Source organism: Nonomuraea sp. NPDC002799 (assembly GCF_053592075.1).
Window position 1 is genome coordinate 245,276 of the sequence record NZ_JBSFVA010000003.1, and the last position, 17,329, is coordinate 262,604.

Sequence of the window (17,329 nt, forward strand, 5' to 3'; positions counted from 1 at the left end):
TCACGGCATCCACTCGACGTAGAACAGCCCGAGGCCGAGCGCCGCGCAGAGCATCGCGATCAGCCAGAACCGGACCACGATCGTGGTCTCCGCCCAGCCTTTCAGCTCGAAGTGGTGCTGGAGGGGCGCCATCCTGAACACGCGTTTCCCGGTCATCTTGAAGAATCCGACCTGGATGATCACCGACAGCGTGATGATCACGCACAGGCCGGCGAGGATGATCAGCAGGAGCTGGGTGCGGGTGGCGATGGCCAGCCCGGCCAGCACGCCGCCGAGGGCGAGGGAGCCGGTGTCGCCCATGAAGATCCGGGCGGGCGGGGCGTTCCACCACAGGAAGCCGATGAGCGCCCCCAGCACCGCCGCGGCGACCACCGCCAGGTCCAGGGGGTCGCGGACCCAGTAGCAGTTGGGGCCGAGCTGGTCGATGCAGTTGTTGCGGAGCTGCCAGTTGCCGATCAGCACGTACGCCGCCAGCACCACCCCGGTCGCGCCACTGGCCAGGCCGTCGAGGCCGTCGGTGAGGTTCACCGCGTTGGAGAACCCGACGATCATGATCAGCACCCAGATGGTGAACCCGACGATGCCGATCGACGGGCCGAGGTCGCGCAGGAACGACAGGCGGGTCTCGGCGGGGGTGATGCCGTAGACGTTCGGCTGGCGGGTCACCAGGACCGCGAAGACGGCGCCGACGATGAGCTGGCCGAGTGCCTTGGCGCCGCTGCGCAGGCCGAGGCTGCGCTGCTTGTAGATCTTGATGAAGTCGTCGAGGAACCCGACCGCGCCGAGCCCCGTCATCAGGAACAGCACCAGCATGCCCGACACGGTCGCCGGCTCCAGCGTGGCCAGGTGGGAGGCGCCGTAGGCGAGCAGCGCGGCCAGCACGAACACCATGCCACCCATGGTGGGGGTGCCCCGCTTGCCGCCGTGCGACGGGCCCTCGCCCTCCTCCCGGACCTGCTGGCCGTAGCCCCGCCGCGAGAACAGCCGGATCGCCAGCGGGGTGCCCAGCATCGAGAGGATCAGGCCCACCGCACCGGCGATGATGATGTTGGTCACTGGGTGGCACCTCCGAGCACGAGCTCGGCCGTCCGCTCCAGCCCCATCGCCCGCGGCCCCTTCACCAGCACCGTGTCACCGGGCCGCAACCACCCGGCCAGCTCGGCCGCCGCGGCCTCGGCGTCGGGCACGTGCACGATCCGCGTCGCCTGCACAGGGGCCTGCGCGGGGGCGTCGCCCCCGGGCGGCCCGGGAGGCCCAGAAGGCCCGGGAGGGGGGCCGTGCCAGCCCTGCGGCGGCGTGTGGGCCGCCGCGTGGGCGCCCTCCAGCACCGGCCCGGCCTCCGGCCCCGCCACGATCAGTCCCGCGAGCCCGGCACCGCCGGCCAGCCGGCCCAGCTCGGCGTTGAGCGCGGGCCCGTCCTCGCCCAGCTCCCGCAGCGCCGCGATGACGGCGAACCGCCGCCGTCCCCGGCCCAGCACCGCGAGGGCCTCGAAAGCGGCCCGCATGGAGTCGGGATTGGCGTTGTACGCGTCATTGACGACCGTCACCCCGTCGGCCCGCTCGGTGACCTCCATCCGCCACCGGCTGCGCGGCGTGGCCTCCGACAACTCCTCGGCGATGGTGGCCACCGGCAGCCCCAGCTCGTAGGCGGCCGCGGCGGCCGCCAGGGCGTTCTCGACGGCGTGCTCTCCGTACAGCTTGAGCGAGACGTGCGCGGCCCCCGACGGCGTGCGCAGCGTGAACGAGGCGCGCCCGCGCGCGTCCACCGCCACCCCCTCGGCCCGGACCGAGGCGGACTCGCCGCGCCCGAAGTAGGTGACGCGGGCGTCGGTGCGCGCGGCCATCTCCCGCACCAGCGGGTCGTCGGCGTTGAGCACGGCCACCCCGGTGCGCGGCAGCGCCTCGACGAGCTCGCCCTTGGCCTTGGCGATGGCCTCCTTGCCGCCGAACACGCCGAGGTGCGCGGTGCCGACGTTGAGCACCACGCCGATCTGCGGCGGGGCGATGCGGGTCAGCTCCTTGATGTGGCCGATGTTGCGCGCGGCCAGCTCCAGCACCAGGTAGCGGGTGTCGACGTCGGCGCGCAGCACGGTCAGGGGGTGACCGAGCTCGTTGTTGAAGCTGCCGGCGGGCGCGATGGTCGGCCCGATCCGCGCGGTGAGCCTGGCCAGGAGGTCCTTGGTGCTGGTCTTGCCGGCCGAGCCGGTCACGCCGATCACGGTGACCTTGGGCAGCGCGCGGACCTGCTGGGCGGCCAGCTCGGCCAGGGCGGCGACGGCGTCGGGCACGATCACCGACGGCCCCTCGACCGGCCTGGAGGCCAGCACCGCGACGGCTCCGGCCCGGATCGCCTGCGCGGCGTAGTCGTGACCGTCGACCCGCTCGCCCGCGAAGGCGACGAACAGCGATCCCGGTTCTACGGCCCGCGAGTCGATCACGACGGGCCCGCGCACCACGGCGCGGGGATCGGCCATGCCCGACAGGGCGCCCGAGGTTATCTCGGCGATCCTGGCCAGAGGCAACGGGATCATTAGTGCTTCCTGCTTTCCTTGCGTGCGTCGATCGCTTGGGCGACCACTTCGCGATCGTCGAAGGGGATCACCTCGCCTGATACGTACTGGCCCTGCTCGTGACCCTTGCCTGCCACGACGACCACGTCGCCGCGCCCGGCCCGGGCGATCGCCAGGCCGATGGCGGCCGCGCGGTCGGGCTCAATGATCACATGAGCGCGGTCGTGCTGCGGAACGCGGAGCGCCCCTTCCATCATCGTCGCGAGGATGGCGAGCGGATCCTCCGAGCGCGGATTGTCACTCGTGAAGATAGCCACATCCGCCAGCTGCGTGGCGATCTCTCCCATGATGGGCCGCTTGCCCTTGTCGCGGTCGCCACCGCAACCGAGCACGATCGTCAGCGTTCCGGCGGTCACCGACCGCAGCGAGCGCAGCACCGAGTCCACCGCGCCCGGCTTGTGCGAATAGTCGACGATGGCCTGGAACTCGTCGTCCGCGGCCGTGACGCGCTGCATGCGCCCCGGTACGCCGGTGAGCGTGCCCACGCCGTGCACGGCCGTCTGCAGCGTCACGCCGGCCTCGACCAGCGTGACGATGGCGCCCAGCGCGTTGGCGACGTTGAAGGGGCCGGGCAGCGCGACGTGCGCGTCCGCCTCGACCCCGCCGGGCCCGACCACCCGGAACGTGCTGCCGTCCGCGCCCAGCCTGGCGTCCACCGCCCGCCACTCGGCCGCGGGGTCGCCCAGCGCCGAGAAGGTGGTCATCGGCACCTTGGCCAGGTGCAGCAGCTCCCGCCCGTAGCGCTCGTCGATGTTGGTGACACCGGCGCGGCTCAGCTCCGGCTGGAACAGCTTCGCCTTGGTGGCGAAGTAGTCCTCGAAGTCCTTGTGGAAGTCGAGGTGGTCCTGGGAGAGGTTCGTGAACAGGGCGACGTCGTAGAAGAGCCCGTCGACCCTGCCGAGCGCGAGCGCGTGGCTGGAGACCTCCATGACCGCCGCGCTGACCCGCTCCTCGCGCATCAGCGCGAACAGGCCGTGCAGCGCCGACGCCTCCGGCGTGGTCAGTGTGGGCTCGAAGCACAAATCGCCCGCGTGGATCTCGACGCCGCCCACCAGGCCCGCCCGGTGCCCGGCGGCCCGCAGGCCGGCCTCCAGCATGAACGTGGTGGTGGACTTGCCGCTGGTGCCGGTCACGCCGAGGACCTGGATGTCGTGGGCCGGCTGCCCGTACACCCAGGAGGAGATCTGCCCGAGCAGGGCGCGCGGGTTGGGCACGATCAGCACCGGCAGCCCGGTGGCGACGGCCGCGTCGCGGCCGTCGCGGTCGGTGAGCACGGCCACGGCGCCGCCGGCCATCGCGTCGGCCGCGAAGGTGGCGCCGTGGACGCTGTTGCCGGGCAGTGCCACGTAGAGATCTCCGCGCCGGACGCTGCGGGAGTCGATGGTGATGCCGGTCAGGGCGGCATGCGGCGACCGCGATGTGCCTGAGTCGGCGTCGAGCATGGCCGCGAGCCCGGTCAGCGGGCGGGGCGGGCTGGTCGCGGGACGCATAGAGGACGGGGGACGCACGGCGAGAGCGTACCTTCCCTGGTCACTGTCCCGCGCGCATCCGCACCTGCGGCGCGGCGGAGCCTGTGGGCGGAATCTTCCTGCTCTTGATGGCGAACGTCATCACATCCTTGAAAACGGGGGCCGCCAGCTGCCCGCCGAAGTGGCCGTTCTTGGGATTCTGCAGCACCGACAGCACCACGAGCCGGGGGTCGTCGGCCGGCGCGAACCCGGCGAAGGACGCGGTGTAGCCCTTGTAGCGGCCGAGTTCGGCATCGTAGCGGTTGGCCGTGCCGGTCTTGCCCGCCACCCGGTAACCGGGGATGGCGGCCAGCTCGCCCGTGCCCTCCGCGCTCACCGCGCTCTCCAGCATCGCCGCGATCTCCTTCGCCGTCGTCTCGCTCACCACCTTGCTCTGCTTACCTGCGGGAGCGGGCACGAACCTGCCCGAGGCGTCGGTGGTGCCGGCGACGATCTGCGGCTCGATCTTCACGCCGCCGTTGGCGATGGTCTGATAGACGCTGGCCATCTGCAGCGCGGTCACCGACACGCCCTGGCCGTAGGCGACCGTGCAGCTCTGGCTGCCCGACCAGCTCTTGTAGTCGGGCAGCAGGCCCGCCTCCGCGCTCGGCACCCCGCCGCCCGGCACGGAGCCGAAACCGAACGCCTTCAGCATCTTGTACAGGCTCTCACTGCCCACCCGGCGCGCCGCCATGATCGTGGCCACGTTGCTGGACTGGGCCATGGCCTGGCGGAACGTCATCGTCTCCGGCTTGTGGGCGTGCGCGTCGCGCAGCACCCGGTCGGCGCACTTGATGTTGTCGGGCACCTGGAACACCGTCTCGGGGCCGACCGCCCCCGCCTCCAGCGCGGCGGCCGCGGTGATCACCTTGTTGGTGCTGCCGGGCTCGAAGACGTCGGAGGCCGCCTTGTTGACGTAGGCGGAGGGCGAGGCCTTGCGCCAGCTGTCCAGGTCGAGCTCGGGGGCGTTGGCCATGGCGACGATCTGGGCGGTCCGCACGTCCATGACGATCACGGTGCCGCTGTCGGCGCCGGCCGCGGCCACCTGCTCGGTGATCGACTCCTGGGCGGCCCACTGGATGTCGCGGTCGATGGTCAGCCGCACGTCCTGGCCGTCCACGGGCGCGGTGCGCTGGCTGCTGGTCATCGGGATGCGCTGGCCGTCGCGGCCGGTCTCGACGCGCTGCTTGCCGTCGCGGCCGGCCAGAAGCGTGTTCCTGGTCTGTTCCATGCCGCCCAGGCCTTTGCCCTCGTCGCCGACGAACCCGATGAGGGTGCCCGCCAGGTCGCCCGCCGGGTAGAGCCGGCGGTAGGTCTTCTTGGCCGTCAGCGCGGGCAGGCGGGCCTGGAGCAGGCGGGTGGCCACGACGGGGTCGACGTCCCGGGCCAGGAGCTGGTAGCGGGTGTCCGTCCTGGCCAGCTTGGCGGCGATCTCCTGCTCGGTCTTGCCGAGCTGCCTGGCCAGGATGGCGGCCGCCTTCGCGCGTACGGTGGCGGGGACCTTGGTGGGGTCGATCGAGATCTCCCTGGCCTCGACGGTCACGGCCAGCTCGTTGCCGTTGACGTCGGTGATCGAGCCGCGCTTGGCGGGGATCTGCTCGGTGTGCTGGCGCTGGTCCACCGCGGCGGCCGCGTACACCTTGGAGTCGAGCCCCTGCATCTGGATCAGCCGGCCGGCGAAGATCGACAACACGAACGTCATGCCGATCAGGCCGATGTTGATGCGCCTGCGCGGGCTGCCCAGGCGCAGCACCAGCGGCGGCCTGGGTGGTCGTGGCGGTGCGGGCGGGCGGCGCGGTCCCCTGGGCGGCGGCACGTCCGCGCCGCGGCGCGGGCCCACCCGGTCGCGGCCCGGTGCCGTCTCGGGCCTGGGCCCGCCGGCCGGCGTACGGCGCCGCGGCCCTTCGTCCTGCCCGCCCCTGCGCAACGGCCCGTCGTCGGCGCGGCCCCGGGAGCGGTCGTCACGCCGTTGCGGCGCCCGCCCCTTCTGCCGTTCGCCGTGCCGGTCGCCGTCGTCCCGCCCCTGGGCACTCCGGCCTCTGGGACGGCCACCATCGTCGTCACGTGCGCCGCGCCCTCTGGAACGGTCACCGTCGTCATCGCGTGCGCCGCGCCCCCTGGAACGGTCACCGTCGTCGTCGCGTGCGCCGCGCCCCCTGGAACGGTCACCGTCGTCGTCGCGTGCGCCGCGGCCTCTGGGGCGGTCGCCCTCGTCGCGCGGGCGTTTGCGCTCGCCGTCGGCGTCCTGCGGCGGGCGGCCGCGCGCGCCGTCGTCGCGCCCGAACGGCAGGTCGAAGGGATCGGGTCGCTTGGGCGGCTGGCGCGGCGGGTTCTCCGGCGACGCCGGGCGGCCCGTCCCCTCCGAACGGGCAGAGCCGCCTTGGCGCCCGGTCCGTCCCGGTCCGCCCGGCGTACGACGAGCGGCGCCAGGCCCTCCTTGAGAGCCGGCGCCGCCGGCGCCGCGGCCGGGCCCCTGCCCCCTGCCGCCTGAGTTGCTCACCGTTCCGTGTCCACCTGGCCGGTCTGGTCACCTGCGCTGCTGTAGGGATTGACGCCGTCCCAGTCACGGCGCTGACCCTGGTTCTCGGCCAGCTTGGCGATGTTGTCGGACTGCGTCTTGCGCTGGTACTCCTGGTCGATCTTCTCGTTCTCCTGGATCGCGACCGCGATCTCCTCGCGCAGGCTCGCGTCGGTGATGGCGTCCTGGGCGAGCATGGTGTTGAGCAGCAGCAGGCTCACCAGGCCGCCGGTCATCAGCCCGACGACGAGCAGCACGAACGGCGCGCGCTGGCGGCGCGCGCTGCGCCGCGCCGGCGTGGATCCCCGCGCCGGCCGCGTGGACGGCTCAGCGCTGAGGCCGGACCGCGACTTCGACGGCGGCTTCACCGGCTGCTTAACCGGTGGCTTCACTGGCGGCTTCACTGGCGGCCGCACCGGGGACTTCGCCTTCAGCGGGGACTTCGGCGGAGCGAGCCGCTTGCCACCGGCGTCGTTACGCGCGGGCGCGCCGCCCGTCCGCTTCCTGCCGGCGTCCGCACGCGACCGCTCGCCATCGGCGCGCGAACGCCCGGCGTCCACGCGCGACCGCTCGTCGCCCCCCGGCCGCCCTTCGGCACCGGGACGAACCCGCTCGTCACCCGCCGGCCGCCGTGCGGCACCCGAACGGGCCCGCTTGTCATCTTCCGGCCGTCCCGCGACGTCGGGACGGACCCGCTTGCCGGCCGCCGGCCGCCCTTCGGTGCCGGCCACGGCGCGCTCATCGGCCGGCCGCTTGTCGTCGGCGTCGGGGCGTGCGTCAGGACGAGGGCGCGGCTTGGACTGGTACGACGCCCCGGACCGGCGGTTGCCCGTCTTGGGCACCGCGCGGCGGACGGGTGTGCCCCGGCCGGTCTCCTGCTCAGTCGTCAACACGGATCCTCTCTGCCGCCCGTAGCCGGGCCGAGGCCGCCCGCGGGTTACGGGCGAGCTCTTCTTCGCTCGGGAGCTCTGCTCCCCTCGTCAGCAGGCGGAACCTCGGCTGGTGAGCCGGCAACGGGACGGGCAGCCCGGGGGGGCCGGTGTCCCTGGTTCGCGCCGTGAGGGCCTGCTTGGTGAGCCGGTCCTCGAGTGAGTGGTAGGAGAGCACGACGACTCGCCCACCCAGCGTCAGCGCGTCGAGGGCCGTCGGAAGCGCCGCCTCAAGGGCGGACAGCTCCGCGTTCACTTCGATGCGCAGCGCCTGGAAAGTCCTCTTGGCGGGGTTGCCCCCGGTACGCCGCGTCGCGGCGGGAATCGCGTCGCGCACGATGTCCGCAAGCCGCTTAGTCGAGGTTATTGCCTCTTTAGCCCGTTCTTTGATGATCAGGCCCGCGACACGCGGAGCGAATCGCTCCTCGCCGTAGTCGCGCAGAATGCGGACCAGCTCTCCCCCGGAGTAGGTGTTGACCACCTTCTCCGCCGTCAGCTCCTGCTCGGTGTCCATCCGCATGTCGAGCGGCGCGTCATAGGAATAGGCGAACCCGCGCTCGGCCTCGTCGAGCTGCGGCGAGGAGACCCCCAGGTCGAACAGCACGCCGTCGATCGTGGTGTGACCGGCGTCGGCGAGCACCTCGTCCAGGTCTCCGGAGGAGGCGTGGACCAGCGTGATCCTGTCGGCGTAGGGGCTCAGCCTGCGGGTCGAGAAGCCGATCGCGAACGGGTCGCGGTCGATCCCGATCAGGCGCAGCTCCGGAAAGGCGGCGAGCAGGGCCTCCGAGTGGCCTCCGAGGCCGAGGTTGGCGTCGACGACCACCGGCCGCGGCCCGGCCAGCGCAGGGCCGAGCAGTTCCAGAACGCGGTCGAGCATCACCGGAACGTGACCTCCGGTGCCAGCGTCGTCGTGCATCTCCAACCCCCCTCGCGTCCTTGCTCGCGGATGACGCGTATCGATCGATCTCGGCTCTTCCTGGGTCCCCACCCCGGTGCCGTCCGGCCAGGTCCCCATCCGCACCCTCTTCGTGGACGCCCTCCATCTGACACCGGGGAAGGTGCATCAGTTGGTGAGCAGTGGTTGCGGGTGGAGACCTCGCCGAACGACAACACCGACGGATCGACCGTGGACACTACAAGATCCCTGGCAGCACCTCCTCCGACAGATCGGCGAACGCCTGCTCCTGTGCGCTGAGATAGGTGTCCCAGGCCTGTGCGTCCCAGATCTCCAGCCGGGTGTTGGCCCCGATGACGACGCAGTCACGTTCCAGCCCCGCGTAATGGCGGAGGCTCTGCGGGATCGTGATGCGCCCTTGTTTGTCTGGTTTCTCGTCGGACGCGCTGGCGAAGAAGACGCGGCTGTAGTCACGCACCGCTTTGGCGGTGACCGGGGCGGTGCTGAGAGCCTCGGTAATGCGCTGGAACTCCTCCACGGGAAAAACGTAGAGGCATCGCTCCTGGCCTTTGGTGATCACAAGACCCTCCGCCAGCTCCTCACGGTACTTAGCCGGCAGGAACAGCCGTCCCTTGTCGTCCAGACGCGGTTGATGGGTGCCGAGAAACACCGGCCCCACCTCCCGTGCCTCGTGAAGCGCTCAGCGCTGGTGCACCGGCCCTCCACTGCGCACCACCATACTCCACTTCTCCCCACCGTCAACTGATTCGAACCGTCTTCATCATCGGTTTCCGTTGCGTTACCGCAGGTCAGAGCGATGGGGCGCGGTGGAGCGCGGCGGCGGCGCCCCCAACCCTCATGGGCGTGTCGAGGGTTGGGAAGGCCGCCGAAATAGGGGCTGCGGCCCTCCGCGATGGTCTTCGTGGCGGGAAGTGGGGCGGATGGTGGGGCGGATCGGGGGGCTGCGTGTCACAAGATTCGCACCGCTATGGGATCAGAACAGGGACATCTACCGGCTTCCGTGGAATATCCGCAAATGTCGCTCGACAACCCGCAGCGTCGTAGGGTCGTACGCACAATGGAAAAGGAATGGCATGGCTCCCGCAAAGGCAGCCGCCGGACAGCCGTCCCACTTCTCATGGAGGCCTGGTGGCAGTAACCCATGACGTCCCTCCCCAGCTCGACGAGCTGGTCTCCACGGCCCACCGGATCCGGGAGGCCATCGAGTCGGTGATCGAAGGCAAGGGCGACGCCGTACGGCTCACGCTGACCGTCCTGCTCGCCGAGGGGCACCTGCTGATCGAGGACGTTCCCGGGGTCGGCAAGACGATGCTGGCCAAGGCGCTGGCCCGGTCCATCGACTGTCCCGTGCGCCGGGTGCAGTTCACCCCTGACCTGCTGCCCAGCGACATCACCGGAGTGAGCGCCTACAACCAGCAGACCAGGGAGTTCGAGTTCAAGCCCGGCCCGGTGTTCGCCAACATCGTGGTGGGCGACGAGATCAACCGTGCCTCCCCCAAGACGCAGTCCGCGCTGCTGGAGTGCATGGAGGAGCACCAGGTGACGGTGGACGGGGTGACATACCGGCTGGACACGCCCTTCATGGTGATCGCCACCCAGAACCCCATCGAGATGGAGGGCACCTATCCCCTGCCCGAGGCGCAGCGCGACCGCTTCACCGCCCGGGTCGCGATGGGCTATCCGGAGCCGACGGCCGAGCTGGAGATGCTCGACGTGCACGGCGGCGCCTCGCCGCTCGACAAGCTGGAGCCGGTGGCGACGACGGCGGAGGTACGGGCGCTGATCGAGGCCGTCCGCGGCATCTACGTCTCCCAGGCGGTCAAGAAGTACGCCATCGACCTGGTCGTGGCCACCCGCCACTCCCCCGACCTGCGGCTGGGCGCCTCGCCGCGATCCACGCTGCAGCTCGTCCGGGCCGCCAGGGCGCACGCCGCGCTGTCGGGCCGCGACTACGTCATCCCCGACGACCTGCAGGACCTGGCGATCCCCGTGCTCGCGCACCGGCTGCTGCCCAGCGTCGAGGCCCAGGGCCAGCGCCGCCTGCCTGAGCAGGTGGTGACCGATCTGATCAGGCGCGTGCCGGTGCCGGAGACGCGAGCGTCGTGAGAGCCGGACTGCGGGCGCTGACCGCCAGGGGCAGGTCGTTCCTCGCCTCAGGGATCGCGGCCATGCTGATGGCCGTGCTCCTCGGGGAGAACGACCTGTTCAGGATCGGCGTGCTGGTCACGGCGCTGCCGCTGCTGGCCGCGCTGGTGGTGGCGCGGACCCGCTACCGGCTGAGCTGCGCCAGACGGCTCGATCCGCCCAGGTCCGAGGTGGGCGGCGAGGCCACCGTGACCCTGCGGCTGGAGAACGTGACGAGGCTGCCGACGGGCCTGATGCTCATCGAGGACACCGTTCCTTACGCGCTGGGCGTGCGGCCCAGGTTCGTGCTGGACCGGGTGGAGTCCAAGGGCGTGCGGGAGATCGACTACCGGGTGCGCTCCGACCTGCGGGGCCGCTACACCATCGGTCCCCTGTCCGTCCGCATCACCGATCCGTTCGGGCTGGTCGAGCTGACCCGGGCGTTCACGATCAGCGACACGCTCGTGGTGACCCCGCACGTGGCGGCGCTGCCGCACGTGCGGCTGTCGGGTGAGTGGACGGGCGGCGGCGACAGCCGTACCAGGAGTGTGGCGGCGGCGGGCGACGACGACGTGGCGCCGCGCGAGTACCGGCAGGGCGACGACCTGCGGCGGGTGCACTGGCGCTCGACGGCCCGCCACGGCGAGCTGATGGTGCGCCGGGAGGAGCAGCAGTGGCAGAGCCGCGGCGCGCTCCTGCTGGACACCCGCAGGTACGCCCACCGCGGCGAGGGTCCGCGCTCGTCGTTCGAGGTGGCGGTCTCGGCCGCGGCCTCCATCGGCGTGCACCTCGCCCGTGAGGGCCTGGGCCTGCGGCTGGTCACCGACCAGGGGGCGGAGCACCTGACCGACACGGGCCTGAGCTATTCGCTGCTCGACACCCTCGCCGTCGTCCGGCACAGCCCGGCCCGGTCCCTGGAGATGGGCGTCGCCGCGCTGCGCCAGGGCGGCGGCGACGGGCTGATCGTGGCCGTGCTCGGCTCGCTCGACCCGGAGGAGGCGAGAGAACTGGCCAGGCTGAGGCATAGCGGCATCACCGCCGTCGCGGTCCTGCTCGACGTGGGCACGTGGGACGGCGCCGACCGCACCGCCGCCGAGCAGTACGAGTCCGTGCGGACCGTCCTCGCCGGGTACGGCTGGCGCATCGTCCGGCTGCCCGCGGGCACCTCGATCGCCTCCGTCTGGCAGGGCGCCGCCAGCCGGGGCCGCTACACGGTCAATCCGGCGGGAGGCGCGGCATGAGGCTGACCGTCGTTTCGGGGGTGTCCGCGTTCACCGCCGCGCTCCTGCTCTATCCGCTCTTCGAGGGCGGCTCCTGGTTCTGGTCGTCGCTGGGCGCCGTGCTGGCGGTGGTCGCGGCCGGCCTGCTGAGCAGCCGGCTGTCGCTGCCCGCGTGGGCGGCGGCGCTGGTCGCCGCCGCCGCGACGTGGATCTACCTGACCGCGTCCTTCGCCGCCGGCGAGGCGTGGGCGTGGGTGGTGCCGACGAAGGACTCGGTGGAGGAGCTGGCCCGGCTGCTGGGCGCCGGCTGGACCGACATCCAGCGGTTCGCCGCTCCGGTGCCGGCCACGGAGGGCATCACGCTGCTGACCGCCGGCGGCGTGGCGCTGATCGCGATCACGGTGGACCTGTTCGCCGCCCGGCTGCGGCGGGCGGCGCTGGCCGGGCTGCCGCTGCTGGCCCTGGCCACGGTGCCGGCCACGATCCTGCCCGACCCGATCAGCTGGCCCGCCTTCATCATCGCCGCGCTCGGTTTCGTCAGCCTGCTGAACGCCGACGGGCGCGAGCGGGTGAGCCACTGGGGCAGGGCCGTGCTGGTCCGGCGGACGACCCGCGCCACGTCCCCCTTCCCGGACGACCGGCGCGCCGCTGCCGACACCAGCGGCCTGCGGCTGTCCGGCAAGCGCATCGGGTTCGCCGCGATCGCGCTGGCCGTGCTGGTGCCGGCGCTGCTGCCGGCGATGGAGCCGATCTCGCTGTTCACCTTCGGCGTGGGCGGCAGGGGCGGCGGCACGGGCAACTCGATCAGCATCCCCAATCCGATCGCGAACCTGAAGGGCCAGCTCGAACTCCCCGAGCGGCGGGTCGTCCTCACCTATACCAACAACGACGACAAGGCGCGATATCTGCGGATCTACACGCTGGACGTGTTCGACGGCCAGCAGTTCGGGATGACGCAGCCGAAGGGGTCGCCGGAGAACCGGACGGAGAACGGCCCGCTCCCGTCGCCCCCGGGCCTCGGCACGCGGCCGAAGATCACCAGCGTGGTCACGAACGTCCAGATCAGCGAGGACATCGCGCGGTTGTCGTTCCTGCCGCTGCCGTACCCGGCCAGGGAGATCCGGGTGGACGGCGACTGGCGGGCGGACGTCGACACGCTGATGGTCTTCTCCACCCGGGAGGAGGCCGCCGGTCTGGAATACCAGGTGGGCACGAGTGAGCCGGAGCCGACCGCGGAGCTGCTCGACTCGCTCGGCGGCAGCCCGCAAGGGGTGAGCGAGCGTTACCTGCAGTTGCCGGACAACCTGCCATCGGAGATCGGCGACCTGGCCCGCAGGATCACCGCGGACGCCACGTCGCCCTACGACGCGGCGGTGAAGCTGCAGCAGTTCTTCACCAAGACCGGCGGTTTCACCTACAACCTCAGCACCCAGGGGCACAGCAACTCGGCGCTGCGAGACTTCCTCATCCGTGACAGGACCGGCTACTGCGAGCAGTTCGCGGCGTCGATGGCGGTGCTGGCCAGGCTGAACGGCATCCCGGCGCGGGTGGCGATCGGCTACACGGGCGGCACCAAGGTCGGCGACCACTGGCAGGTCGGCACGAACGACTCCCATTCCTGGCCCGAGCTGTACTTCGAAGGCGTGGGCTGGCTGCCGTTCGAGCCCACTCCCGCGGGGTCGCCTGGGCAGGGCAGCGCGCAGGTGCCGGCGTACACGCAGCCCGCGCCGCGTCCCACGAACGAGGCCACGGCGCCGACGCCGGGCGCGACGGCCTCCTCGGCCGACGAGCCGGTCGACCCGCAGAACCAGCTCAACCCCAATCAGGCGGACCGCGAGGCGCTGATCGCCACCGGCGGGCTGCCCGAGGAGGAGACGACGCCGCTGTTCGTCAAGATCGGCATCGGGCTCGCCGCGCTCCTGCTGATCCTGCTGATCCCCGCGGGCGTGCGGCTGATCACCAGGAGCCGGCGGGTGCGCGCCCTCGGCCGGTCGGAGTCCTCCGACGAGCCGAGGGCGGCGATGGTCGCCGGCACGGACGACGGCCATCCGCCTGGGGCCGGGTCGGTGGCCGCCGCCTGGGCGGAGCTGGACGACGTGCTGTACGACTACGGCATGGCCCGCGGGCCGAGCGAGACGCCGCGGGCGCTGGCACGCCGGCTGACCGAGCAGTACGAGTTCGACGCCGGCTCGGCGGCCTCCGTCACGGCGATCGCCTCGGCGGTCGAGCGGGTGCTGTTCGCCAAGGTCCCGGGCCGGATCGAGCCGATGAGGAAGGACCTTCGGCAGGTGCGGCGGGCACTGGCGGCCACGGTGTCACGCGGGCGGCGGGTGCGGGCGCTGCTGCTGCCCCCGTCGACGTTGCGGCGGCTGCGGGGTCTGGGCGAGCGGCTGCTCGACGGGTTCGACCTGCTGGAGAACATCCGGGTGCGGCGGACGACGACCGACCAGCACTCCTGAGCCCGGCACGAGCGTGCGGCCGTCCCCTGCGGGAACGGCCGCACGCTTGCTGATGTCATGAGGACGCCGTGTGGTTCCGGCATTCAGGAGCCGTCTGATTGCCGGGGGCTCAAGGGCCGTGTGGGTGCCGGAGGTTCAAAGGCCGTATGTTCCCCGGGAGCTGTTCCTGGGTCTTAGGGACGTGTGAAGTCCGAGCGTTACGGGCGTGCCATTCCCGACGTTACGGGCGTGCCAATCCCGAGCCATGCCGACCGTGCGGATCTGGGGCCTTGCCGGCCGCCCCTGGTGCGCCCGGCCCGGTCATCGCCGGTTCACCCCGTGCGGGACCGGCTCGACCGGGTCGGCCGCCCGGTGCACCCGGGCGGCTACGCCAGGTCAGCGCTCGTCGTGACGACGGCGCCAGCGCTCTTCCATCCGCTCCATGAAGCTCCCCCGGTTGCCCCGGCGGGCTTGCTTGCCCGGTGGGGCGGCGGTGTCGGCGGCGCGGGCCTCGCCACCGAACCCGTTCATACGTTTCCAACTGGACAGGCCCCACAGACACGCGGCGAGCATGACCACGAAACCGCCGACGCCGAGCCAGATCAAGCTCATGACCACGCCGACCATCATGATGACGACACCGAGGGCAAAGCCTATGGAGGCCTTGACCAGGCGACGCTTGTAATGGCTGCGTGGGTCGCTGATCCTTACGGTGTTGGCCCACTTCGGGTCCTCGGCGTAGAGGGCCTGCTCGATCTGGTCGAGCAAGCGCTGCTCGTGCTCAGAGAGCGGCACGGCGCCTCCCAAGGACAGCCCCAGGATGGGGAAGACGGCAACGGACGACACGGGGTGTCCGGACCTCGCGGTCGGTTATCCCCAGAATACGAGGCTGTAGACGTAGGCGAAAGCAAACGTCCAACGCAGACCAAACCGGAGGTGACGTCATGGCTCCATAATGGCCCATCTCGCCCCCCTTCCCCCAAAATCGCGACATCCACGTCCCACGAAGTCCGGACATCGGCGTCATGTATCTATCTCATCAAGCTTGCCACGTACGAGCGACGCCGGGAGCACCGCATCCGGACCGAATCTCCGGACCGCCTTGTCCATCGCCTGTTCGGCCTCGCGCCAGCCGGTCTCCCGCTCCCCCAGACCGAGCTGACGGGTCGCCTCGCCGGCGGGACGGAGGCTCTCCATCCGCACTCCGACCAGGCGCAACCGCACCCGCTCCAGGCCCGCGGCCGCGAACAGCTCGCAGGCGGTGGTGTAAATCACCTGGGCCACATCGGTCGGCTCACGCAGAGTGCGCGAGCGGTTGATCGTCGTGAAATCGGCTCGGCGAAGCTTCACACTTACAGTTCTTCCCACGTGACCGGCCTTACGCATCCTGGCCGCCACCCGCTCCGACAACCGCAGCAGCTCACGCTTGATCACCTCGGGATCGTCCACGTCCACCGCGAACGTCTCCTCGTTGCCGATGCTCTTGTCGGGCACGTGGGTGCTCACGGGCCGTTCGTCGCGCCCCCAGGCCAGCGCCGCGAGGTGACCGCCCGCGGCCTGCCCGAGCTCGCGCTGCAGGGTGCTGGGCGGCACTCTGGCCAGGTCTCCGACGGTGCGGATGCCGAGCCGTACGAGGGACTGCTCGGTGCGCTCTCCGACCCCCCACAGCGCCGACACGGGCAGCGGATGGAGGAAGTCCACGACCTGGCCGGCGGGCACCACCAGCAGCCCGTCGGGTTTGCACTGCTTGGAGGCGAGCTTGGCCACGAATTTGCTGCCGGCCACGCCGACGGAGCAGGTGATGCCGAAGCGGTCGAGGACCTGCTCCCTGATCATGGCGGCGATGGCGGCGGGCGTGCCGAGCCTGCGCCGGGCGCCGCCGACGTCGAGGAACGCCTCGTCGGAGGCGATCGGCTCGACCAGCGGGGTGACGGTGTGGAAGATCTCCATGACGCCCCGGGAGACCTCGGTGTACTTGCCGTGGCTGGGCGGGATGATCGTGGCCTGCGGGCAGAGCCTGCGGGCCCTGCTCATCGGCATCGCGGAGTGCACGCCGTAGGCCCTGGCCTCGTAGGTCGCGCTGAGCACGACGCCGCGACCGGCCGGCGAGCCGACGATCGCCGGCCGCCCGCGCAGCTCGGGGCGGTCGAGCAGCTCGACGCTGGCGAAGAAGGCGTCCATGTCGACGTGGAGGATCGGGCAGCCGCTGTCATCAACCCCGGTCCGCGGAGCGGGGCCGATGCCGGTGATCTGCTTGCGAGACACGCTGCCGATTCTATCCGAACAGACGTTCTACACCGAGGGGGGCCTGCACGATTCTTCCTCTCCCGCGCCTCAGCTCCAGTGCCCGAGGACGTGCAACTGCGTGGCGATGTCTCTCAGCACGGGATGGGTGGCGGCGACCTGTTCGAGCGCCACCAGCGCCTCGGCGGCTCCGGGCTCGCCGTCGACGAGCCTGCTCGGCACCAGGTCGGCGAAGACCCGCACACCGTGGATGGCGCCGACGCCGAACCCGGTCGCGCTCAGCAGCTCGGCGAGCGTGGCGGCGGCGAAGCGGCGCGGCGTGGGGTCGCGCTCGCCCCACGTGCCGCTGGGGTCGTCGAGCACGGCCCTGGCCTCGTCGAAGTGGCCGGCGAGCGCCCGGTGCATGGCGCTGGCGACCGGGTTGGCGGCCAGCACGCTGACGGCGCCGCCCCTGCGCAGCAGGCCCGCCACGGCGGTCAGCGCGCTGATCGGGTCTTCGACGTATTCGAGCACGCTGTGGCAGAGCACCAGGTCGGCGCTGTCGCGGCTGAGCAGCTCGCCCAGGTCGTCGGCGTCGCCCTGCAGGCTCCGCACCCCCACGCCCTTCTCCTTGGCGCGGCGCTCCAGCGCGGCCAGCGAGTCGGGGCTCGGGTCGACGACGGTGACGTTGTGGCCCAGCACGGCCAGCGGCACGGCGAACCCGCCGGTGCCGCCGCCGGCGTCGACGATGTCGAGCGCCTCGCGGCCGGTGGCCGCCGTCCGCTCGGCCAGCACGGCCCGCAACGCGTCCCAGACGACGGCGGTCCGCACCGCCGGAGTCCTCGTGACGCCTTCAGCACGCAATGTCGGCTCGCCTCCTCTG

Annotated in this window: 13 protein-coding genes; 3 read left to right on the forward strand and 10 right to left on the reverse strand. The window is 71.7% G+C overall.

From position 1 onward, the window contains the following. The 7 genes from mraY to mraZ all read right to left on the reverse strand — a co-directional run bounded on the left by mraY (position 1) and on the right by mraZ (position 9,090). The gene (mraY, locus tag ACWD0F_RS07855; protein WP_449873159.1) at positions 1-1,056 is read right to left on the reverse strand and encodes a phospho-N-acetylmuramoyl-pentapeptide-transferase; all 1,056 of its coding nucleotides are present in this window, start codon (positions 1,054-1,056) and stop codon (positions 1-3) included. After that, a complete protein-coding gene (locus ACWD0F_RS07860) occupies positions 1,053-2,531 on the reverse strand; it encodes a UDP-N-acetylmuramoyl-tripeptide--D-alanyl-D-alanine ligase (protein WP_449873160.1) in 1,479 nt (492 codons plus the stop codon). Before ACWD0F_RS07860 ends, mraY begins: the two co-directional genes overlap by 4 nt. Then, positions 2,531-4,060 (reverse strand): UDP-N-acetylmuramoyl-L-alanyl-D-glutamate--2,6-diaminopimelate ligase, encoded by a 1,530-nt coding sequence (locus ACWD0F_RS07865; protein ID WP_449873161.1) that lies wholly within the window; start codon positions 4,058-4,060, stop codon positions 2,531-2,533. Before ACWD0F_RS07865 ends, ACWD0F_RS07860 begins: the two co-directional genes overlap by 1 nt. Positions 4,061-4,100: 40 nt before the next feature. Further along, on the reverse strand, positions 4,101-5,831 hold the full coding sequence (locus ACWD0F_RS07870; protein ID WP_449873568.1) for a peptidoglycan D,D-transpeptidase FtsI family protein: 1,731 nt from the start codon (positions 5,829-5,831) through the stop codon (positions 4,101-4,103). A gap of 743 nt (positions 5,832-6,574) precedes the next feature. Continuing rightward, positions 6,575-7,486 carry a hypothetical protein gene (locus ACWD0F_RS07875; RefSeq protein WP_449873162.1) on the reverse strand — a complete coding sequence of 304 codons (912 nt, stop codon included), beginning with the start codon at positions 7,484-7,486 and terminating at the stop codon, positions 6,575-6,577. Then, positions 7,476-8,441, reverse strand: a complete 966-nt coding sequence (rsmH, locus tag ACWD0F_RS07880; RefSeq protein ID WP_449873163.1) for a 16S rRNA (cytosine(1402)-N(4))-methyltransferase RsmH — start codon at positions 8,439-8,441, stop codon at positions 7,476-7,478. Before rsmH ends, ACWD0F_RS07875 begins: the two co-directional genes overlap by 11 nt. Before the next feature lie 217 nt (positions 8,442-8,658). Further along, entirely contained in the window at positions 8,659-9,090 is a 432-nt protein-coding gene (gene mraZ, locus ACWD0F_RS07885) for a division/cell wall cluster transcriptional repressor MraZ (protein WP_449873164.1), read from the reverse strand. 419 nt (positions 9,091-9,509) lie between these two features. On the opposite strand from mraZ, the gene ACWD0F_RS07890 reads away from it, so the two are divergent. Genes ACWD0F_RS07890 through ACWD0F_RS07900 form a run of 3 tightly spaced genes read left to right on the forward strand, consistent with a single transcriptional unit; the run spans position 9,510 to position 14,244 of the window. Next, a complete protein-coding gene (locus tag ACWD0F_RS07890) occupies positions 9,510-10,547 on the forward strand; it encodes an AAA family ATPase (RefSeq protein ID WP_449873165.1) in 1,038 nt (345 codons plus the stop codon). Then, complete coding sequence (locus ACWD0F_RS07895) at positions 10,544-11,806, forward strand: DUF58 domain-containing protein (protein ID WP_449873166.1); 1,263 nt, start codon at positions 10,544-10,546, stop codon at positions 11,804-11,806. Before ACWD0F_RS07890 ends, ACWD0F_RS07895 begins: the two co-directional genes overlap by 4 nt. Next, positions 11,803-14,244, forward strand: coding sequence for a transglutaminase TgpA family protein (locus ACWD0F_RS07900; RefSeq protein ID WP_449873167.1), 2,442 nt, complete (start codon positions 11,803-11,805; stop codon positions 14,242-14,244). The genes ACWD0F_RS07895 and ACWD0F_RS07900 overlap by 4 nt, the downstream gene beginning before the upstream one ends. Positions 14,245-14,619: 375 nt before the next feature. Here ACWD0F_RS07900 and ACWD0F_RS07905 read toward each other — a convergent pair whose 3' ends face one another. The 3 genes from ACWD0F_RS07905 to ACWD0F_RS07915 form a co-directional block, all read right to left on the reverse strand. Continuing rightward, entirely contained in the window at positions 14,620-15,018 is a 399-nt protein-coding gene (locus tag ACWD0F_RS07905; RefSeq protein WP_449873168.1) for a DUF3040 domain-containing protein, read from the reverse strand. Positions 15,019-15,246: 228 nt separating this feature from the next. Further along, complete coding sequence (dinB, locus tag ACWD0F_RS07910; protein WP_449873169.1) at positions 15,247-16,488, reverse strand: DNA polymerase IV; 1,242 nt, start codon at positions 16,486-16,488, stop codon at positions 15,247-15,249. A gap of 69 nt (positions 16,489-16,557) precedes the next feature. Next, entirely contained in the window at positions 16,558-17,277 is a 720-nt protein-coding gene (locus tag ACWD0F_RS07915) for a methyltransferase domain-containing protein (protein ID WP_449873170.1), read from the reverse strand. Positions 17,278-17,329: the final 52 nt, after the last annotated feature.

What these genes read in the sequence shown, in the direction of transcription:
- ACWD0F_RS07860 (WP_449873160.1), bottom strand. Translation starts at nt 2,531, where the DNA reads ATGATCCCGTTGCCTCTGGCCAGGATCGCCGAGATAACCTCGGGCGCC.
- ACWD0F_RS07865 (WP_449873161.1), bottom strand. Translation starts at nt 4,060, where the DNA reads ATGCGTCCCGCGACCAGCCCGCCCCGCCCGCTGACCGGGCTCGCGGCC.
- rsmH (WP_449873163.1), bottom strand. Translation starts at nt 8,441, where the DNA reads ATGCACGACGACGCTGGCACCGGAGGTCACGTTCCGGTGATGCTCGAC.
- ACWD0F_RS07890 (WP_449873165.1), top strand. Translation starts at nt 9,510, where the DNA reads ATGGCATGGCTCCCGCAAAGGCAGCCGCCGGACAGCCGTCCCACTTCT.
- ACWD0F_RS07900 (WP_449873167.1), top strand. Translation starts at nt 11,803, where the DNA reads ATGAGGCTGACCGTCGTTTCGGGGGTGTCCGCGTTCACCGCCGCGCTC.